Annotated in this window: 19 protein-coding genes and 2 tRNA genes; 9 read left to right on the forward strand and 12 right to left on the reverse strand. The window is 68.7% G+C overall.

The genetic code is table 11. The annotated features are described in order from the left end of the window. Positions 1-33: 33 nt before the first annotated feature. From HDA45_RS24140 to HDA45_RS24155, 4 genes are read right to left on the reverse strand one after another with little or no spacing between them, the layout of a single operon-like run. A complete protein-coding gene (locus tag HDA45_RS24140; RefSeq protein ID WP_343072139.1) occupies positions 34-423 on the reverse strand; it encodes a VOC family protein in 390 nt (129 codons plus the stop codon). Next, positions 420-710 carry a metalloregulator ArsR/SmtB family transcription factor gene (locus HDA45_RS24145; protein WP_184898947.1) on the reverse strand — a complete coding sequence of 97 codons (291 nt, stop codon included), beginning with the start codon at positions 708-710 and terminating at the stop codon, positions 420-422. The genes HDA45_RS24140 and HDA45_RS24145 overlap by 4 nt, the downstream gene beginning before the upstream one ends. Before the next feature lie 43 nt (positions 711-753). Next, positions 754-1398 carry a response regulator gene (locus HDA45_RS24150; protein WP_184898950.1) on the reverse strand — a complete coding sequence of 215 codons (645 nt, stop codon included), beginning with the start codon at positions 1396-1398 and terminating at the stop codon, positions 754-756. Then, complete coding sequence (locus tag HDA45_RS24155; protein ID WP_184898952.1) at positions 1389-2531, reverse strand: sensor histidine kinase; 1143 nt, start codon at positions 2529-2531, stop codon at positions 1389-1391. The genes HDA45_RS24150 and HDA45_RS24155 overlap by 10 nt, the downstream gene beginning before the upstream one ends. A 135-nt stretch (positions 2532-2666) precedes the next feature. On the opposite strand from HDA45_RS24155, the gene HDA45_RS24160 reads away from it, so the two are divergent. Further along, positions 2667-3317 carry a DedA family protein gene (locus HDA45_RS24160; protein ID WP_184898954.1) on the forward strand — a complete coding sequence of 217 codons (651 nt, stop codon included), beginning with the start codon at positions 2667-2669 and terminating at the stop codon, positions 3315-3317. 62 nt (positions 3318-3379) lie between these two features. On the opposite strand, the gene HDA45_RS24165 is transcribed toward HDA45_RS24160, so the two are convergent. Then, positions 3380-4540: an alkaline phosphatase PhoX gene (locus HDA45_RS24165; RefSeq protein ID WP_184898956.1), complete on the reverse strand. Its 1161-nt coding sequence runs from the start codon at positions 4538-4540 to the stop codon at positions 3380-3382. Positions 4541-4627: 87 nt separating this feature from the next. Further along, a complete protein-coding gene (locus HDA45_RS24170) occupies positions 4628-5341 on the reverse strand; it encodes a TetR/AcrR family transcriptional regulator (RefSeq protein WP_343072140.1) in 714 nt (237 codons plus the stop codon). Between the two features lie 84 nt (positions 5342-5425). Between HDA45_RS24170 and HDA45_RS24175 the strand changes: the two genes are divergently transcribed. Continuing rightward, positions 5426-6358 carry a zinc-dependent alcohol dehydrogenase gene (locus HDA45_RS24175; RefSeq protein WP_184898958.1) on the forward strand — a complete coding sequence of 311 codons (933 nt, stop codon included), beginning with the start codon at positions 5426-5428 and terminating at the stop codon, positions 6356-6358. Positions 6359-6403: 45 nt separating this feature from the next. Here HDA45_RS24175 and lon read toward each other — a convergent pair whose 3' ends face one another. The 3 genes from lon to HDA45_RS24190 form a co-directional block, all read right to left on the reverse strand. Then, positions 6404-8806, reverse strand: a complete 2403-nt coding sequence (gene lon, locus HDA45_RS24180) for an endopeptidase La (RefSeq protein ID WP_184898960.1) — start codon at positions 8804-8806, stop codon at positions 6404-6406. A 335-nt stretch (positions 8807-9141) separates the two neighbouring features. Then, entirely contained in the window at positions 9142-9990 is an 849-nt protein-coding gene (locus tag HDA45_RS24185) for an SAM-dependent methyltransferase (RefSeq protein ID WP_184898962.1), read from the reverse strand. A gap of 39 nt (positions 9991-10029) precedes the next feature. After that, positions 10030-10968 carry a GNAT family N-acetyltransferase gene (locus tag HDA45_RS24190; RefSeq protein ID WP_184898964.1) on the reverse strand — a complete coding sequence of 313 codons (939 nt, stop codon included), beginning with the start codon at positions 10966-10968 and terminating at the stop codon, positions 10030-10032. Between the two features lie 279 nt (positions 10969-11247). On the opposite strand from HDA45_RS24190, the gene HDA45_RS24195 reads away from it, so the two are divergent. The 6 genes from HDA45_RS24195 to HDA45_RS24220 all read left to right on the forward strand — a co-directional run bounded on the left by HDA45_RS24195 (position 11248) and on the right by HDA45_RS24220 (position 15289). Beyond that, complete coding sequence (locus HDA45_RS24195; protein ID WP_184898966.1) at positions 11248-13863, forward strand: putative bifunctional diguanylate cyclase/phosphodiesterase; 2616 nt, start codon at positions 11248-11250, stop codon at positions 13861-13863. 81 nt (positions 13864-13944) lie between these two features. Continuing rightward, positions 13945-14017, forward strand: a tRNA-Thr gene (locus tag HDA45_RS24200). A 50-nt stretch (positions 14018-14067) separates the two neighbouring features. Beyond that, positions 14068-14140: transfer RNA gene (locus HDA45_RS24205), tRNA-Met, on the forward strand. Positions 14141-14185: 45 nt separating this feature from the next. Then, the gene (gene rpmG, locus HDA45_RS24210) at positions 14186-14350 is read left to right on the forward strand and encodes a 50S ribosomal protein L33 (protein ID WP_005152047.1); all 165 of its coding nucleotides are present in this window, start codon (positions 14186-14188) and stop codon (positions 14348-14350) included. An 88-nt stretch (positions 14351-14438) separates the two neighbouring features. After that, positions 14439-14888, forward strand: coding sequence for an FAS1-like dehydratase domain-containing protein (locus tag HDA45_RS24215; protein WP_184898968.1), 450 nt, complete (start codon positions 14439-14441; stop codon positions 14886-14888). Then, positions 14885-15289, forward strand: a complete 405-nt coding sequence (locus tag HDA45_RS24220) for a MaoC/PaaZ C-terminal domain-containing protein (protein WP_184898970.1) — start codon at positions 14885-14887, stop codon at positions 15287-15289. The genes HDA45_RS24215 and HDA45_RS24220 overlap by 4 nt, the downstream gene beginning before the upstream one ends. A 125-nt stretch (positions 15290-15414) precedes the next feature. On the opposite strand, the gene HDA45_RS24225 is transcribed toward HDA45_RS24220, so the two are convergent. After that, complete coding sequence (locus HDA45_RS24225) at positions 15415-16320, reverse strand: GDSL-type esterase/lipase family protein (RefSeq protein ID WP_184898972.1); 906 nt, start codon at positions 16318-16320, stop codon at positions 15415-15417. A 144-nt stretch (positions 16321-16464) separates the two neighbouring features. Here HDA45_RS24225 and HDA45_RS24230 point away from each other — a divergent pair, with 144 nt between their 5' ends. After that, positions 16465-16680: a hypothetical protein gene (locus HDA45_RS24230; protein ID WP_184898974.1), complete on the forward strand. Its 216-nt coding sequence runs from the start codon at positions 16465-16467 to the stop codon at positions 16678-16680. A gap of 33 nt (positions 16681-16713) precedes the next feature. Here the strand turns inward: HDA45_RS24230 and HDA45_RS24235 are convergent, their stop codons facing one another. Both HDA45_RS24235 and HDA45_RS24240 read right to left on the reverse strand, forming a co-directional pair. After that, on the reverse strand, positions 16714-17610 hold the full coding sequence (locus tag HDA45_RS24235; RefSeq protein WP_184898976.1) for a TIGR03619 family F420-dependent LLM class oxidoreductase: 897 nt from the start codon (positions 17608-17610) through the stop codon (positions 16714-16716). Continuing rightward, positions 17607-18836: a pyridoxal phosphate-dependent aminotransferase gene (locus tag HDA45_RS24240; protein WP_184898978.1), complete on the reverse strand. Its 1230-nt coding sequence runs from the start codon at positions 18834-18836 to the stop codon at positions 17607-17609. Before HDA45_RS24240 ends, HDA45_RS24235 begins: the two co-directional genes overlap by 4 nt. Between the last annotated feature and the right edge of the window lie 147 nt (positions 18837-18983).

The following is an 18983-nucleotide window of genomic DNA, read 5'->3' on the forward strand; positions in this document are numbered from 1 at the left end:
CTGGTCCACAATGGACCAGGCCCCGCTTTGCGGTCACTTCATCGTGGCGAGCTGGATCAGGTTGCCGCAGGTGTCGTCGAAGACGGCGGTGACCACCGGCCCCAGGTCGACGGCGTCCTGGGTGAACTCGACGCCCAGCCCCTTGAGCCGCTCGACCTCGGCGAACACGTCGTCGACGGCGAACTGGGTGAACGGGATCCCGTCGGCCGCGAGAGCTTTCTTGAACGGCTTCGCCGCGGGGTGGCCGTCCGGCTCCAGCAGCAGTTCGACGCCGTCGGGATTCGCGGGCGAGACCACGGTGAGCCAGCGCGCGTCGCCGGTGGGCACGTCGTGCTTCTTGGTGAACCCCAGCTTCTCGGTGTAGAAGGCGAGCGCCTTGGCCTGGTCGTCGACGAAGACGCTGGTGATGTTGATGCGGATCACGGGTTTGGTTCCTCTCGCTCGATGGGCCACCGCTCGGCGATCGAGCGCAGCGGGCTCGTGTCGATGTGGTGGAACTTGTAGCGGCCCTGCCGCCGGGTGTGCACCAGGCCGGCCTGTTCGAGCATCGCGAGATGTTGCGAGATGGCCTGGCGCGAGGAAGCCAAGCCGTGCTTCATGGTCAGCCGCCCGCAGAGCTCGAACAGTGTTTGACCGTCCTTTTCGATCAGCTCGTCGAGGATGGTTCGTCGCGTCGCGTCGCCGATCGCCTTGAACAGGTCGCCGTCCACCACCCGTTTATAGGCAAGTGGTCACTTGCCTGTCAAGCCGGGGTCAGGAGCCCAGATAGCGAAGGATGGCCAGGACGCGGCGGCTGTAACCGGCGGTGTTGGCCAGCCCGAGCTTGTCGAAGAGGGCGTTCACGTGCTTCTCGACGGCGCTCTGCGACACGTACAGCGACTCGGCGATCCCGGCGTTCGTGTGGCCCTGCGCCATTTTCTCCAGTACTTCGCGTTCGCGGGCGGTCAGCTTCGCGAGCGGATCGGTGTGCGTGGTCCTCGCGAGCAACCGCCGGACCACCTCCGGATCGAACGCCGCCCCGCCCGCGGCGACCCGGTCGAGCGCGTCCAGGAATTCGCCCACCTGGGCGACCCGGTCCTTCAAGAGATAGCCGACGCGTTCGCCGTCACCGGTGATCAGATCGGCGGCGTAGCGCTTCTCGACGTACTGCGAGAGCACCAGGACCCCGATCTCCGGCCAGCGTTTCCGGATCTCGAGCGCCGCGCGGAGGCCCTCGTCGGTGTGGGTCGGCGGCATGCGGACGTCGGTGACGATCACGTCCGGCTGGTAGGCGGCAGTCGTCGAGAGGAGCGCCTCGCCGTCTCCGACGGATGCCACGACGTCGTGCCCCTCTTCGACAAGAAGCCGGACGAGTCCCTCGCGCAGCAGGGTCGAGTCTTCGGCGAGGATCACTCGCACGGCAGCACCGCCGTCACCACTGTCGGGCCGCCGAGCGGGCTGTCCACGGTGAACTCGCCGTCCGCCGCCGCGACGCGCCGCGCGAGGCCGGAAAGGCCGCCCCCGGACTCCCGCGCCCCGCCCGTGCCGTCGTCGGTGATCCGCACCCGCACCCTGTCCCCGTCCCGCTCGGCCTCGATGTCGATCCGCGTCGCCGCGGCGTGCTTGATCGTATTGGTGACCGCCTCGGACGCGACGAAGTACACGACGGTCTCGATGGCCGCCGGTGGCCGTTCCGGCAGGTCGACGCGCAGATTCACCGGTACGCCGGAGCGTTCCGCGAGCGCCTCCAGCGCGGGGTGCAGCCCGTCCGAGTCCAGCGCGATCGGATACACCCGCCACGAGACCTCGCGCAGGTCTTCGAGGGCGCGCTGGGACTCCTCGTGCGCCTGCCGGAGCAGCTCCGACGCGTGGTCCGGATCGCCGGTGCGCCGCGCCCGCCCGAGCAGCATCCCGAGCGCGACGAGCCGCTGCTGGACGCCGTCGTGCAGATCCCGTTCGATCCGGCGCCGCTCGCCGTTGACCGCTTCGACCACTTCGGCGCGGCTCGTCGCGAGCTCGGAGACACGGCGGCGTAACTGTTCCTTCTTGCTGGGCCCGAAAAAGCGCCTCGCCAGCTTGCGCTCCAGCGTCGCGATGCCGATGAGTCCCTGCGCGGAAAGGAAAAGCAGCAGGACGCCCAGTCCGACGGTGGCGATCTGGTCGGAAAGGCTGCCTTCGCCAGGCCATTCGCCGAAGGCTTTTTGGTAGGCGACATACGTTCCGATCACCACGCCGTAGCCGAGCAGCAGGAAGATCCCGGTGCTGAAAAGGCCGATGACACAACGCGGCACGAGGTACGTCATCGCGCGGCGTCCGGTGTAGTCGGTCGCGTTCTCCGCGCCGAGGTACTTCTCGATCCGCCGTCGCTCCACTTCGGACAGTGCGCGGGCGCCGGCGAAGACGGGCGGCCTCAGCGCGGGGATCGCGAGCGCGATACCGCCGAAGAGGACATAGAAGAACTCGGCGAACGCCGTCGCGGCGCCGATCGCCACGCCCAGCGTGCCGCGGAGCATCTTGCGCAGGTAGCGGCGCGTAGCGGCCGGATCAGGCATAACGCCAGGCTAACGGGGTAACCGGAGATCGGTACTGCGGTTTTCCCCAGTGATCTGTGCCGCTTCACCGCAGGGTGCGGAACCCGGGCAATTCGTACGTTCGTTGACACCTGCAGACGACCACGAAAGGCCGCCATGAACCTCCTCCTCGCCCAAGCCGCCAGCGAACCGATGGGCGGCCTCGCCGGCTGGGCGGTGTCACTGATGGACTCACTGGGAGGTCCGGGGGCCGCGATCATCGTCGGTCTGGACAACCTGTTCCCGCCGATCCCCAGCGAACTGGTGCTCCCGCTCGCCGGGTTCTCCGCGAGCCAGGGGACGTTCACCCTGGTGGAAGCGCTGGTGTGGACGACCTTCGGCTCGGTCGCCGGCGCGATCATCGTGTACTACCTCGGCATGCTGCTCGGCCGCGACCGCACCCGCCGCTGGATGGCGAAGATCCCGCTGGTCAAGACGTCCGACTTCGACAAGACCGAGGCCTGGTTCCAGAAGCACGGGGCGAAGGCGGTGTTCCTCGGCCGGATGGTGCCGATCTTCCGCAGCCTCATCTCCCTGCCCGCCGGGATCGAACGGATGCCGTTCTGGCGCTTCCTCGCTCTGACCACGGTGGGCAGCCTGATCTGGAACACGGTGTTCGTCCTGGCGGGCTACGGGCTGGGGGAGAGCTGGCACATCGTCGAGAAGTACGCCGGGTTCTTCCAGTACTTCGTGATCGCCGCCGTCGCGATCGCGATCACGCTCTTCGTCGTGACCCGGCTCCGCGAGAAGAACCGCACCAACGCCTGACGAACGCGCGTGAAGGCCCCCTTCCCTCGGCTCAGCCGAGGGAAGGGGGCCTTCACGCGGGATCAGGAGCGGAACGGACCGGTCACCTCGTAGGTGATCCCGCCGGACGAAGAACCGGAAGTGCCGCGCTGCGAGGAGAAGTACAGCCGGTTCCCGGCCGGGGTGAACGCGGGACCGCAGATCTCCGACGAGCTCTGGCCGCCGATCCGCAGGAACGGCGCCACGATGTCGTTCGGCGTGATGATGCAGATCTCCATGTTGCCGCCGTCTTCGGCGACGAACAGATCGCCCGACGAGGTGCCGGTGACGTTGTCGACGCCGGTCAGCGGCGCCGATCCGGGGCTCACCAGCGAGTCGTCGTAGGCGAGCTCGTAGGTGCTGTTGGTCAGGTTGAGCTGCCAGACGCGGTTGTCGCCCTTGGTGGTGAACCACGCGGTGTCGTTGGCGTAGTGGAGTCCTTCGCCGCCGTTGAACCGCTTCGCGCCGGAAACCTGGTTACGCGTCGCCGTCGGGGAGCCGTCCGGGTCGGGCACGTTCGCCCAGGTGAAGCTGCCCGACGTCGCCGAGCCCGCCTTCAGCACCTGCAGCGTTCCGGCGGAGAGGTTGCCCCAGGTCGTCGGGACGAAGCGGTAGAGACAGCCGTCCGTGGTGTCCTCGGTCAGGTAGACGACCTTGCGCACCGGGTCGGCCGCGGCGGCCTCGTGCTTGAACTTGCCCATCGCGGGCCGCTGGACGGCGGCCGAGGCGGGCCCGTTCGGCTGGCACTCGTAGACGAACCCGAGGTCGATCTCCTCACAGGAAAGCCAAGTGTTCCAAGGAGTCTTGCCGCCCGCGCAGTTCTGGCGCGTGTTCGCCAGCACGCGGTGGGCGCCGGTGACGTTCCCGCTCGCGTCGAATTTGACCGCGCTCGCGCCGCCGCCGGGGTTGATCTCCGAGTTCGACACGTAGATCCAGCCGCTGCCGTCGGCGAACACCGCACCGCCGTCCGGGGCGTTGTGCCAGGTGTAACCGGTGCTCGCGACCTTCTGGCCGGAGCGCGCGATGACGCGGCTGGTGAATCCCGCGGGCAGTTGGATCCCGTTGGCGTCGGCGGCCTGGAGCGCGCCGTAGGGGCTGGGTCCGTTCTGGGCTGGTGCGGCCAGTGCCGCCCCCGAGAGCCTGTTTCCGAACGCCGTGACGCCGGCGCCGACCACGGCCGCGCGCAGGAAATTCCGTCGCTTCACTCGTGCCTCCGCTGAAGTGGTGGTGCGGGAAGGAGCGGAGAGGAGGTTACGGGCGGAACGGGACTTCCAGGTGAATTCGCGGCGTATTCAGTCGTTCTCGATCAGTGCGCGGAATCCGGTCAGCAACGCGGTGAGGCCGACTTCGAACTCGTCGTCGCCGAGATCCGCGAGTGTGTCGGCGTGCTCGACGAGCAACGGGACGACACTGGCGTCTCGCGAGCGGAACAGCTGTCGCCGATGACGGCTCTCCTCGGGATCTCGGGTGTCGACTCCGAGGTTGAAGTTCACCGAGCCGATGACGAAGGTCGCCAGCGAAGACGCGGCGGCCGCGGCGACCCGGGGGCTCAGGCCCGCGCCGATGAACAGCCCGAGGGCGTAGTTCATCCCGGCCAGGGAGTTGGGGCCGAGCCGCTCGGTTCCGCGAAGGAGTGAGGCGACACCGGGATGGCGGCGCAGGTGCTCTCGGAACCGGCGTGCGGACCACGCCGCCTTCCCCGCCCAATCCGCGTCCTCGGGCGGAGCGGCGCTCGCCACGCTGATCGCCCTGTCGACGAGCAGGGTCACGAGCTCTTCCCGGTTGCGCACGTGCCGGTAGAGCGACGCCTGTGTGCAGTCGAGTTCCTCGGCGACGTTGCGCATGGTCAGCGCGGCGGCTCCGCGCTCGTCGAGCAGGGCCAGGGATGCGTCGAGGATGCCTTCGAGGGTCAGCGATCTGCGCCTTCGCGGCCGCTCGGGTTCGTTCTCCCTGGCAAGCCACCAGGCCGCCGTTCCCGGCCGTGGCTCTGTCGTCGGTTCGTGCACGGGGTCAGCATAGGTCTTATGCGAACAAGTATCACTTTGCGATAAGCTAACGCCGTTCGCATAACAGTGGCCGAAGGGAGCACCATGCGTGCCGTGCGAAACACCGATCAGGGCATCCTCGTGGCCGAAGCCGACGAGCCGGGAGGCCCCGGGGTCCGCCTCGCCGTCGCCTCGATGGGTGTCTGCGGGACGGACGTCACCTTCGCGGCGGGCGGCGTTCAGGGCTACATCTACGGACACGAGTTCGCCGGGACCACCGCCGACGGCCGGTCCTACGCCGTCGAACCGACGGTCTACTGCGGAGCATGCGACCAATGCCGCGATGGCCACGTCCAGCGATGCGCCGCCCCGGAACACGGGACGCTCGGCATCTTCCGGGACGGCGGAATGTGCGACGCCATCACGGTTCCCGAGGACATGCTCGTCGAGCTCCCGCCAGGCTTGGACGTGCGCGACGCCTGTCTCGTCGAGCCCGCGTCAGTGGCCGGGCACGGTGTCCGTGTAGCGGCACTCGAGCCGGGGGAGCGGGTGGCGGTCGTCGGCGGCGGCAGCATCGGGCTCCTGGCCGCGGCGACGGCCCGGCAGCGCGGTTTCGACGTCGATGTCGAGACGCGCCATGAGCACCAAAGGATGGCGGCGGAACGCCTGAAAGCCGGCTCGGTGGCGGGCACCTACGACGTCGTGATCGACGCCGCGGGCAGCGAAGCGGGCCTCGCCCGGTGTGCCGAGCTCGCCCGCCCTGGCGGCCGCGTCGTGCTGATGGGCGTCTATCAGCACACGGCTCCCGTCCCGGGCATCGTCAGCCTGGTCAAGGAGCTCAGCTACGTGCACTCCATCGCCTACAGCAGGCATGACGGCGTCCGCGACACCGAACGGGCCGCGGCGCTGCTCGCCGCCGATCCCGAGATCGCGCGGACGGTGATCACCCACCGCTTCCCCCTCGCCGACGCCGCGGAGGCCTTCCGCGTGGCGGGTGACAGGGCCTCCGGCGCCATCAAGGTCGTCCTGCACCCCTGACCGCCGAAAGCCCCGGATCCTGGGCGGGATCCGGGGCTTCGGGCGTTACGCGGCCTGGGCGACCGGCGTGGACGCCGGGGCCAGCGCGATGTCCAGCACGTCGCGGACGTTCGCCACGGCGTGGACGTCCAGCTGGGCCAGCACTTCGGCCGGGACGTCGTCGAGATCCGGCTCGTTGCGCTGCGGGATGATCACCGTCTTCATCCCCGCCCGGTGCGCGGCCAGCAACTTCTGCTTGACCCCGCCGATCGGCAGCACGCGCCCGGTCAGCGACACCTCACCGGTCATCGCGACGTCCGACCGCACGACCCGGCCCGAAAGCAGGGACGCCAGCGCCGTCGTCATCGTGATTCCGGCACTCGGCCCGTCCTTGGGCACCGCGCCCGCCGGGACGTGCACGTGGATGCCGCGATCCTTCAGGTCGCCGACCGGCAGTTCCAGCTCCGCGCCGTGCGAACGCAGGTACGACAGCGCGATCTGCACCGACTCCTTCATCACGTCACCCAGCTGGCCTGTCAGCGACAGCCCGGTCGAGCCGGATTCCGGATCCGCCAGTGACGCCTCGATGTAGAGGACGTCACCGCCGGCGCCGGTCACCGCCAGACCGGTCGCCACGCCGGGGGTCGACGTGCGCTGCGTCGACGCCGGCAGCGAAGACTCCGGCAGGTGCCGCGGGCGGCCGAGGTAGGTCTCGAGCCCGTCGGCGTCGATCGTCAGCGGCAGCTCGACCTCGTCCAGCGCGACCTTGGTCGCCACCTTCCGCAGCACCTTCGCGATGGTCCGGTTCGCGTTGCGCACCCCGGCTTCCCGCGTGTACTCGGCGGCGATGCGGCTGAAGGCGTCGTCGGTCAGCGTGACGTCGTCCTTGGCGAGGCCCGCGCGGTCCAGCTCGCGGGGGAGCAGGTGGTCGCGGGCGATGGTGACCTTCTCGTGCTCGGTGTAGCCGTCGAGGGTGACCAGCTCCATCCGGTCCAGCAGCGGCCCGGGGATGGTCTCGAGCGCGTTCGCCGTCGCGAGGAACACGACGTCGGACAGGTCCAGCTCGACCTCGAGGTAGTGGTCGCGGAACGTGTGGTTCTGCTCCGGGTCCAGCACCTCCAGCAGCGCGGCCGTCGGGTCGCCGCGGTAATCGGCGCCGACCTTGTCGATCTCGTCGAGCAGCACGACCGGGTTCATCGAGCCCGCTTCCTTGATGGCGCGGACGATCCGGCCGGGCAGCGCGCCGACGTAGGTGCGGCGGTGACCGCGGATCTCGGCCTCGTCGCGGATACCGCCGAGCGCGACGCGGACGAACTCGCGTCCCATCGCCTTCGCCACGGACTCGCCGAGCGAGGTCTTGCCGACCCCGGGAGGACCGGCGAGCGCGAGCACCGCACCCGAACGCCGTCCACCGACCGGGCCGAGACCCGATTCGGCGCGGCGCTTGCGGACGGCCAAGTACTCGATGATGCGTTCCTTCACGTCGTCGAGACCGGCGTGATCCGCGTCGAGGATTTCGCGCGCGGCGGCGATGTCGTGGACGTCGGTGGTGCGGTTGTTCCACGGCAGTTCGAGGACGGTGTCGAGCCACGTGCGGATCCAGCCGCCCTCGGGGGACTGGTCCGAAGTCCGCTCCAGTTTGTCCACTTCGGACAGTGCGGCCTTCTTGACGGCGTCCGGCAGCTCGGCGGCCTCGACGCGGGCGCGGTAGTCGTCGTCGTTGGCGGTGCCGTCGAGTTCGCCCAGCTCCTTGCGGATCGCTTCGAGCTGGCGGCGCAGCAGGAACTCCTTCTGCTGCTTCTCCATGCCCTCCTGGACGTCCTTGCGGATGGTGTCGGTGACCTCGAGCTCGGCCAGCTGCTCACGGCTCCATTCGAGAGCCTTTTCGAGGCGGGCCGAAACATCGAGCGTGGAGAGCAGTTCGAGCTTCTGCTCGGTGTTCAGGTAAGACGAGTTGCCCGCGAGGTCCGCGAGCGCGGACGGGTCCTCGACCTCCTGGACGGCGTCGATCATCTGCCAGCCGCCACGCTGCTGGAGGATCGCGAGGACGACGCTCTTGTACTCGGACGCGAGCTTCGCGGAGTTGTCGTCGGTGGTCTCGGTGGCGACCTCGGCGTGGACCCAGCGGGCGGCGCCGGGACCGTCGGCGATGCGGCCGACGACGGCGCGGCGGGTGCCGCGCAGCAGCACCGCGGTCTTGCCGCCGGGGACGCGGCCGATGCGCTCGACGGTCGCGATGGTGCCGAGCTCGGCGTACTCGCCGTGGGCGCGGGGGACGATCAGGACCTCGGCCTTGGCGGTGGTGCCGGAGCGGATCCCGGGGAAGGAAGCCTGGGCGGGCGTGTTGGCCTGGGCGGACTCCACCGCGGCCCGCGTCTCCGTGTCGGCGAGGTCGAGCGGGACGATCATGCCCGGCAGCACGACGTCGTCATCGAGCGGGAGGACGGGCAGGAGGCGGTTGTCGGTCATCTGTGCACTCCTCGGTTAGTTGAGTCTGCCTAGCTCAACTCTCCGATCGACCCGTTTGTTTCCTCCCACTGTTCGCCGTCAGCGATCACCCCACCCCTCCGATCTCTGCGCCCCAACGCGTCGCGTTTAGCCCGCTAAACGCGACGCGACGCGGGTAGGCATCGGATGTTTCGAGTCGGGCGGACGTCGCGAAAGCCACTTTCGAGACGTCAGGTGTCCCGAAAGTGGCTTTCGCGACACCCGGCCCCCTTTGTGCCCCACCCCTCCGATCTCCGCGCCCCAAAGCGTCGCGTTTAGCCCGCTAAACGCGACGCGCAGGCGGCAGAGGTCGGACGTCAGGGGTGGACGGAGACACCGCACCAGGCGAACGGCCGGGCGCCTTCCTCGTCCCGCCGCAGCTCCCGGACCGGACGCCAGTCGGGCAGGTGGACGACCCCGGGCTCCAGCAGCGGCCAGTCCCCGAAGAGCGGCTCGATCTCCTCGCGGTCCCGCATCCACACCGGGTTACTCGTCTTCCGGTACTGCTCGACCATCCAGCCGAGCCCGTCCGCGTCCGGACCGGTCTGCCCGCCGAAGCTCATATGCGACAGCCCCAGCCAGCTACCCGGCGCCAGCGCGTTCCGATAGGTCGCGACCAGCGCGGGCGGATCGTCGTGCGGCCCGGCGAAATGCAGCACGGCCATCATCATCAGGCAGACGGGCTGCGAGAAATCGATCAGCCGCAGCGTCTCCGGATGCCGCAGGACGTCCTTAGGCCGCCGCATGTCGGCATGCACGATCCCGGCCCAGTCGGTCGCCTCGTGCCGCTCGAGGATCAGTTCCGCGTGCGCCACCGCCACCGGTTCGTAGTCGACGTACACGACCTTCGCCGCATCGCCCGGCTCCAGTTCCTCCTGGACGATCTCGTGCACGTTCCCGGCTGTCGGGACACCGGAACCCAGATCGACGAACTGCCGGATCCCCGCGTCCAACGCCGCGCGCACGACGCGGTTCATGAACTCGCGGTTGTGCCGCGCGCCCGGTTTCACCCACCGCCACTGCCGTTCCAGCGCGCGGGCGAACTCGCGGTCGACGGCCCAGTTGTGGGTTCCGCCGAGAAACCAGTCGTAGATCCTCGCCGCGGACGGCTTTTCGGTGTCGACCCCGGTCGGCGCCACCGGGGCCGTGTCATCGTCCCTCGTCACAGAAAACCCCCTGATCTTCTGCGAAAGAGCCTATCGGGATCAGGGAACCGCCGGTCGCCGCTGCCAGTACGTCCACAGCGGCCGATAGCCCTGCGCGTACCAGAACGGCGTCGAGCGCGGGTTGGCCAGCGCGTGGTGCAGCAGCACGGCTTCGGTCCCGCATTCGTCGAAGATCTGGTGCGCGTGCGCGGCGAGCGCCGACCCCACCCCGCTCGATCGCGCCGGTTCGGCCACCGCCAGCGACGAAAGGTAGCCGACCCGCTCGGCCGCGACCCGGCCGCCGATCCACGCCGTCTCGTCGGGGAACTGCACCCGCACCATGCCCAGCGGACGCCCGTATAACTCCGCGATCCACAACGTCGGGTTTTCCCGCTCCAGCTGTTTCGACAGGTCCGCGGTGATCGCCTCCTCCGCGCCCTCGCGCAAAGTGACCGAACCGAACTGCGCGTCATAGCGCTGCAATTCCAGTTCGAGCCCGACGGCGGTTTCGAGATCATCCGCTTCGGCGGGCCGGATGTGCACCCCGGGAGTGGCGGGCGGTCCCGTCACGGCCAGCCGGTCCGCCGGACGGACCGCGATCACCAGCACCGGAGCGAAGCCGCGGCGCAGCAATTCGGCCGAGCCGGGCGAATCGCGGCTGGGCCGCACCACGGTCGCCGCCGTTTCGACATCCCCAGGTGGGGCGACCGTCTTCAGATGTTCATCCCATCGGGTGAGTAATGCGTCGAGGGCCTCTTCCGGACGGGGGCCGGTGAGCCGCGCTTCGAGGCGATGTTCGACGAGGGCCCGCCACGGAGAGTCAACAGAATCGGGGCCCGCTTCAGTCCGTACCGACAATCCGGCGGCGGCCGAGTCGCCCGCTGTCGCGGAGAGTGACACGGAGCCCTCGACAGGCTCCAGTGCAGGCATTTCCGGGAGCAGGGCGTCCACGGTGGCGAGCCGCTCGGCATGCCCGGCGGCGATGGCGTGGCTATTCATAGGACTATTCAAGCCCCTACTGACGGGTCCGACGGGAACTTCACGAGATTGGCCGGGGCGTGGCGCCAGGTGACTTCCGGTAGTCGGAAGGAACGCGAATAACGCTCCCATTTCACCCCTTGGTCCACGCAGGTCAGCGCGACGCGCCCATTGTTAACCCTGGGGTGATCTCATACTGTCTCGAATGGGACTTGGGTACGCCCTCCGGGGTACTGTATTGCCCTCATCCCGAGGTCGCGGTAGGACAAGACCGGTTGGGCAGCCGGGAAGGAAGGTCGGATGCCGGACACGAACGGCAGGCCCGTGAGCGCCGCACAGGCGGCACCGGGCAAGGGAGGCGCCGTTACGGAGGCTCGTACCGACGAGCGACGGTTCCGCGTCTACACCTTCGCGGTACTCACCATGGGCATCGCCGCCGCGGCCGCGGTCAGCCTCTGGCTGGACTTCGAAGCCTCGGACGATTTGTTGTGGATCGGGCCGATCCTCGCGCTCGCGTTCCTGCTGGCCGAACAACTCGGCATCAACGTCGACGTCCGCAGCGGCATCTCGTGGACGATCTCGTTCACCGAGATCCCCCTGGTCATCGGATTCTTCGTCGCACCGTTCGAAGTCGTCCTCGCCGCGCATCTCGCGGCGGGCATCGGAACACTGCTGGCCCGCAAGGTCGCGGGCCGCGTCCTCTACAACGCCGGCGCCTTCCTGCTGGAGATCACCGGCGCGTTCGCCGTGGCAGGGCTGGTGAAACAGGCCTCCGGCGCCCACGACATGACCTGGATCGCCGCGCTGGCAGGCACTTTGACAGCGCCGCTGGTCAGCACGCTGCTCGCGCTCGCCGCCGTCCGCGTGCTGCGCCGCCGCATGCGGGTCAGCACCGCGATCCGGCTGACCGGCCGCATCCTCGTCGTCGGATTCGTCAACGCTTCGGTCGGTCTTTCCGGCTATTTGGTCATTTCCGGTACGCCGAAGGCCTGGCCGCTCGTGCTGGCCGTCTTCCTCGGGCTCACCGCGTTGTACTGGGCGTACTCCGATCTGCTCCGCGAACAGCGCGACATGGAAGCACTGTCCGACGTCAGTCTCATGGTCGCAAGATCCGGCCAGCAGGCCGCCGCGCGTCCCGCGGGCCGGGCCGACGAGCTCGTCGGAGGCGTGGACGTCCGCGAGTGGGCGACCATCGCCGAACGCATCAAAGACCAGCTCGCCGCCGGCCGTGTCGTGCTCAGGCTGCGGCTGGAACCCAAGGACACCATGCGGATGGTCGTCGCGGGCGACGAGCTGCCACCCGTCGACCCGGCCGCCGACGACCCGTTGCTGCGCCTGCCCGGCGCGCACGTCCGGCACTTCCGGATCACCGAAGCCAATCCCGACGTCCGCTCCGCGCTGCTCGATCGCGGCGCGCAGGAGGCGCTGGTCGTCCCGCTGCGGAGCGCGAACCAGCTCCTCGGCGTCGTCGAAGCGCACGACAGGCTGTCCCGCTGGCGTGGTTTCGGCAAGTACGACGTCCAACTGCTCGGCACGATGGCCAGCCACCTCGCGACCTCGCTGGACAACCGGCGCCTGCTCGCGACCCTGCGCCACGACGCCTACCACGATCCGCTGACCGGTCTGCTCAACCGGCCGGGCTTCCGGCAGGTCGCCAAGGAACCGTTGCGGGAACAGGTCGACGCGGTCGTGCTGCGAGTCGACCTCGACGTCTTCTCCACCGTCAGCGACGCACTCGGTTACGTGTGGGCCGATCGGATGGTCATCGCCGCGGGCCGCCGGATCCGCGACGCGCTCGGCCCCGACGTCCCGCTCGCCAGGCTCGAAGGCGCGTCCTTCGCGGCGCTCCTCGTCGGCTGCGCGCCGGAACGCGCCCAGGCCGCCGCGGAACTGCTCCGCGCGGAACTCGTCGCCCCGTACCCGGTGGACCGGCTCTCCGTCGAAGCCAACGCGATGATCGGCTACGCCACGTCCTCGGCGGAAGACGACGACCAGGTCGACGTCGACGGGCTCCTGCAGCGCGCTGACGTCGCCGTCCGCGCGACCAAGGGCGGTGAAGAGGTCCGCGGCTACATGGCCAGCATGGGCCAGATCTTCATGCGCCGGTTCCAGATGGTCACGCAGTTCCGGCAGTCGCTCGAAGAAGGCCAGCTGAGCGTCCACTACCAGCCGAAGATCACCTTGCCGAACAGGCAGATCCAGGGTGTCGAGGCGCTGGTGCGCTGGGTGCACCCGGAGTTCGGCAGGCTCGGCCCGGACGAGTTCGTGCCGGCGATCGAAGCGGCGGGCCTCATCGGCGTCCTGACGTCCTTCGTCCTCGAAGAGTCGCTGAAGCGCGTGCGGAAGTGGCTCGACGAGGGTCTGCGCATCTCGGCGGCGGTCAACCTGTCGGTGCGGAACCTGGCCGACGAGGACTTCCCGACGAAGGTCGCGCGCGAACTCGACCGCTTCGGCATCCCGCCCGAGCTGCTCACCTTCGAGCTGACCGAATCCGGTGTGATGTCCGACCCGCAGAAGGCGCTGCCGATCCTGCGGGAGCTGCACTCGCTGGGCATCGTGCTCGCCGTCGACGACTTCGGCACCGGGTACTCGTCGCTGGCCTACCTGCGGCAGCTCCCGGTCGACCAGGTCAAGATCGACAAGAGCTTCGTCCTCGGCATGGGCACCGACCTCGGCGACCTCGCCGTCGTGCGTTCCATCGTCGAACTGGGCCACTCGCTCGGCCTCACGGTCGTGGCGGAGGGCGTCGAGGAGGACGTCGCGAGGGATCAGCTCGAGGCGATGGGATGTGACGTGGCACAGGGCTACCTCATCTCGCGTCCGCTGCCGGAGGATCGCCTGGAGGCGTGGTTGCAGGCCCGTACGGCGCGCTCGCCGGGACGCCACTCCGAGACCGTCTTGACCCTGCTGACCTGAGGTTTTGCGCTAAAGTGACCCCTCCTTCACGGGGCTCACGGAGGTGTTGCTAATCTTTCCAAGTCCTCGCGAGAGGGCAAGGCCCCTTTAGCTCAGTCGGTAGAGCGTTTCCATGGTAAGGAAAAGGTCTACGGTTCGATTCCGTAAAGGGGCTCGCTACCTTAACCGCGTCACGCAAGCGTGTCGCGGTTAGGGGTATGTAAGGGCGGTGTAGCTCAGCTGGCAGAGCAAGCGGCTCATAATCGCTGTGTCGCCGGTTCAAGTCCGGCCACCGCTACGCGGTAATCCTGGGTATCCCAGGCCTAGTAGAGAAGGAAATGCTGTGGCTGCCACTGACGTGCGACCGAAGATCACGCTCGCGTGTGAGGAGTGCAAGCACCGCAACTACATCACCAAGAAGAACCGGCGCAACAACCCGGATCGCCTGGAGATGAAGAAGTTCTGCCCGAACTGCGGTACGCACCGGACTCACAAAGAGACCCGCTGAGCGTCTAGCGGTTCTACCTGTCTTACCCCGAAGCCGTCCTGGTCACCAGGGCGGCTTCGGTATTTTCCGGGTTGGGTAGCCTGCTCGGGTGGCCTTGGATCAGTCGTTCACCGGGCGGGCGTACCCGCCGACCAGTACCTATGAAGTGAGTCGCGAGAAGATCCGGGAGTTCGCCGACGCGCTCGGCGACGCGAACCCGCTCTACCGCGAGACCGAAGCGGCGAAGGCGGCCGGCTACCCCGACGTCATCGCGCCGCCGACGTTCCTCACGATCATCAACCTCGCCTCGATCAACGCGATCGTCTCGGACCCCGAGCTGGGCCTGGACTATTCGCGGATGGTCCACGGCGACCAGCGGTTCACCTACACGCGGCCGGTGCACGCGGGCGACGTCCTGTCGCTCACCACGTACATCGACAACATCATGACCCGCGCCGGGAACGACTTCATCAACCTGCGCGCCGAGATCTCCGGCGCCGACGGCGGCCCGATCGCCACCACGTACGCCCAGCTCGTGGTCCGAGGGGAGGGCGCGTGAGCACGTTCACCGTCGGAGAAGAACTGGCGCCGCTGACCATCGACGTCACCAGGGACCAGCTGGTGCGCTACGCGGGCGCTTCATTGGACTTCAACCCCATCCACTGGAACGAGGCCTTCGCCAAGGAGGTCGGCCTGCCGGACGTCATCGCGCACGGCATGCTCACCATGGCGCTCGGGGCGCGGCTCGTCACCGACTGGCTCGGCGACCCCGGCCGCCTCATCGACTACTTCGCGCGCTTCACGCGCCCCGTGGTCGTGCCGAACGACGGCGCGGCGAGGATCGAGTTCACCGGGAAGGTCGCCGTGGTCAACGACGACGGCACCGCGCGGATCGACATCACCGCCAAGTTCGACGGCAAGGCCGTCCTCGGGAAGGCCCAAGCGGTCGTCCGAGCGTGACCTGACCCCGCACTCGCGTGATCAGACCCGGATCTCGCGTGATCAGACGCGGATCTCTCGTGTGCGGTGTCTGATCACGCGAGTCACGGATCTGATCACGCGAGTCCCGCGCCTGATCACGCGAGTCACGCGACCTTCAGCAGCTTCACGATGACCTCCGCCATGCCTTCCTCGCCCCGGGCGTTCGGGTGCAGCGGCGCCGCGGGGACCGCGGGCGCGGGCCCCTCGACCCACCGCCGGTTCGCGGCGCTGCACATGTCCCGCCCCTTGCTGGCGGTCGACATGTCGGCGAAGCCCGCTTCGTGCTCCTTCGCCGTCTCCTCCAACGCGGTGTTCAGCCGCTCCAGCGAGTCGCGGAAGTAGGCGACGTCCCCCGCACCGACCGGCAGGACCGGCCAGCAGCCGGCGTCGTCGTCCGGAAGCACCGTCGGGTAGCCGACGACCACGACGCGTGCTTTGGACGCCCTGGAGCGGATCTCGTCCAAGATCCCGCCGAGCCGGTCCGCCGCGGCGGTGATCCGCTCGGCGAGCTGGTCGCGTCCGCCCATCGTCAGCCGGGTCTTACAAGGCGAAGCGGTCTGAAGTTGCGTCGCGCACTCGCTCGCGAAGCCGACGAAGCCCACGTCGTTGCCGCCGATCCCGACGGTCACCAGCGTCGTGTCGCCATTGATCGCGTCGAGCTGCGGAGCGTTCGTGCCGTCGCGCGTCTTCTGCTCGCCGGTGAGGTGCTCGGTCGTGGCGCCGCCGCAGCTGACATCGGCGAACTGCGCCGGCCGCAGCTTCGCGGCGAGCAGGCTCGGGTAGTTGTTGTCCGAGCGGTCGCAGCCCACCGGTGTGCCCACGGGCCGCCCGGTGCCCGGCGAGGCCGTATAGGAGTCACCCAGGGCCACATATCGGCCCGAGCCATCCGAAGTGGTGACCCCCGCTGGTGTCACCGATGTCCCTCGCTCCCACAGGTGGTAAGCGATCCCCAGGACGGATAGCACGATCACCAGGAACAGACAGCCGCCGCCAGTTCTCCGCTGCGTCACCCGTTCGTTGTACGCGACCAGGGTCGCGTTGTCATGGGTCCGACCGTCGGTGAACTACGCGTGAACGGGTGATCACCGGTTGCCTGAGACGTGGATCACGTTCAGGGTGGGGCTCGTACCTAGCCCCGAGGAAAGGCGAATGACGTGAGCCTGAACTTGAACAAGCTGGTCGACAAGGCGTGGGAGGACAAGAGCATCAACGAGCTGCTGGACGCTCCGCCGTCCGCGCTCGAGGGCTTGACCAAGAAGCACGACGAAGTCCTCGCGGAACTCAAGATCAAGACCGTCCGCGACCTCGGCAACTGGAAGTACGCCGCGAAGGCGCACGCCCTCGTGCAGCTCGCCGACGGCGAATCCTGACCCTCTGAAGGCCCTTCCCGCCGGGGAGGGCCTTCAGTCCTTCGGAACGAGAGCGCGCAGCTCGGCGGCGAGATCGAGGGCGTGGCTGACGTCCCGTGCGAGGTAGTGCGGGTCGACGAAGGCTTCGGTGACCCCGGTTTCGGCGGCCGCTTCCAGCGTCGCCGCGACGTCCCCGAGATCGGTGCCCGGCTTCGGGTTGATCCGCAGTACCCGTCGCAGCGTGCCGGGGTCGCGGCCCGCCTTCTCCGCCGAGCTCACCACGGTTTCCCAGAGCTTCGCGAGGTAGGGCGCGGGCAAACCGGCGGGCAACCAGCCGTCCGCGCGGCGTCCGACGCGGTCCAGCGCCGCGGCCGAGCGTCCGCCCAGCAACACCGGCGGATGCGGGCTCTGCGCCGGTCGCAGTCCCACCTTCGACTCCGGGATCCGCCAGCGTTCGCCCTCGTGCTCGAGCGGGTCGCCGGTCCAGAACTTCCGAAGGACGTCGAGGAGCTCCTCCAGTTGCCTGCCGCGCCCCTGCCAGGGAGTGCCTGTCGCGGTGTACTCGTCGCGAAGCCATCCGGTGCCCAGCCCGACGTCCAGACGGCCTCCGCTCACTTGATCCAGCGAAGTGAGCATCCGGGCGAGCACCACGGCCGGATACACCGTCCCGGTGAGCGTGCTGGTGCCGAGCCGGACGTTCTTCGTGACGCTCGCGGCCACCGTCAGCAGGATCAGCGGATCGGCGAAGGTGACGAATTCGGGCGGGTACGGCCGTTCCGGCGTGCCGCCGGGATAGAAGTCCGACGGCGAAACCGGGGCCAGCACCCGATCCCCGACCCACAAGGACTCGTACCCGAGTTCCTCGGCGGCACTGGCGAAACCCGTGACGGCACCCAAGGACGCCAGAGGACCGTACTGCGGAAGGGCGATTCCCAGGCGCATCGCGGTCACCGTGCTTCCGCGAGCAGCCGGCCCATCCTGGTGATCCCCTCGGTGAGGTCTTTTTCGCCCAGTGCGTAGGAAATCCGGAAGTATCCGGGTGTCCCGAACGCCTCGCCGGGCACCACGGCGACTTCGGCCTCGCGCAGGATCAGATCGGCCAGCGCCACCGTGTCGGCCGGTCGCTCGCCGCGGATCTCCTTGCCCAGCAAGGCTTTCATCGACGGGTAGACGTAGAAGGCGCCGAGTGGCACCGGAGTTTCCACTCCTTCGATCTCGGAAAGCAGCGAAAGCGCCGTTTTACGCCGGGAGTCGAAAGCTTCGCGCATCGCGAAAACGGCGTCGAGAGGGCCGCTCACCGCCGCCAGCGCGGCCCGCTGCGCGACGTTCGAAACGTTGCCGCACAAGTGGGACTGGTACGCCGTCGCCGCCTTGACCACGTCCTGCGGGCCGAGCAGCCAGCCCACCCGCCAGCCAGTCATCGAGTATGTTTTCGCGACCCCGTTGAGGATGATCGTCCGATCGGCGAGTTCCGGGACCAAGACGGGCATCGAAGGCGCTTCGGCGCCGTCGTAGACCAGGTGCTCGTAGATCTCGTCGGTGATGACCCAGAGGCCGTTCTCGTGCGCCCAGCGCCCGATCGCCTCGACCTGCTCGCGCGGGTACACCGCGCCCGTCGGGTTCGACGGCGAGACGAACAGCAGCACCTTCGTGCGTGGCGTCCTGGCGGCTTCGAGCTGCTCGACGGTGACCAGGTAGCCCGTCGTCTCGTCCGCCGTCACCTGCACCCCGACGCCACCGGCGAGGGCGATCGACTCCGGGTAGGTCGTCCAGTACGGCGCGGGCAGCAGCACCTCGTCGCCCGGGTCGAGCAGCGTCGCGAACGCCGAGTAGACCGCCTGCTTGCCGCCGTTGGTCACCAGGACACGGCCGGGGTCGACCTCGAGTCCGGAGTCGCGGACGGTCTTCGCCGCGATCGCCTCGCGCAGCTCCGGCAGCCCGCCCGCGGCCGTGTAGCCGTGGTTCACCCTGTCCCGGACGGCCGCTTCGGCGGCTTCGAGCACGTTGGCCGGGGTCGGGAAGTCCGGCTGCCCGGCGCCGAACCCGATCACCGGACGGCCTTGCGCCTTGAGCTCTCGGGCCTTCGCGTCGACGGCCAGCGTGGCCGACGGCGTGATGCCGCCGATGCGGGCCGAGACGCGGGAGGCGGCCGAAGGCGAGGGTGCGGGAGCGCTCATGGCGACATCGTGGCACGATCATGGGGTCGGCCGGGGGGACTTTCCCCGCGGAAGGCTGCTCCGCGCCGCCTTCGAGGGGCGCGGTTGCGAAGCTGTTCGGGGGTTGCCGTAGACTTCTGGTCTCGGAACGCACTACGGTCATCCCCG

Origin of the sequence: Amycolatopsis umgeniensis, assembly GCF_014205155.1 — a bacterium.
In the GTDB taxonomy this organism is placed as follows: domain Bacteria; phylum Actinomycetota; class Actinomycetes; order Mycobacteriales; family Pseudonocardiaceae; genus Amycolatopsis; species Amycolatopsis umgeniensis.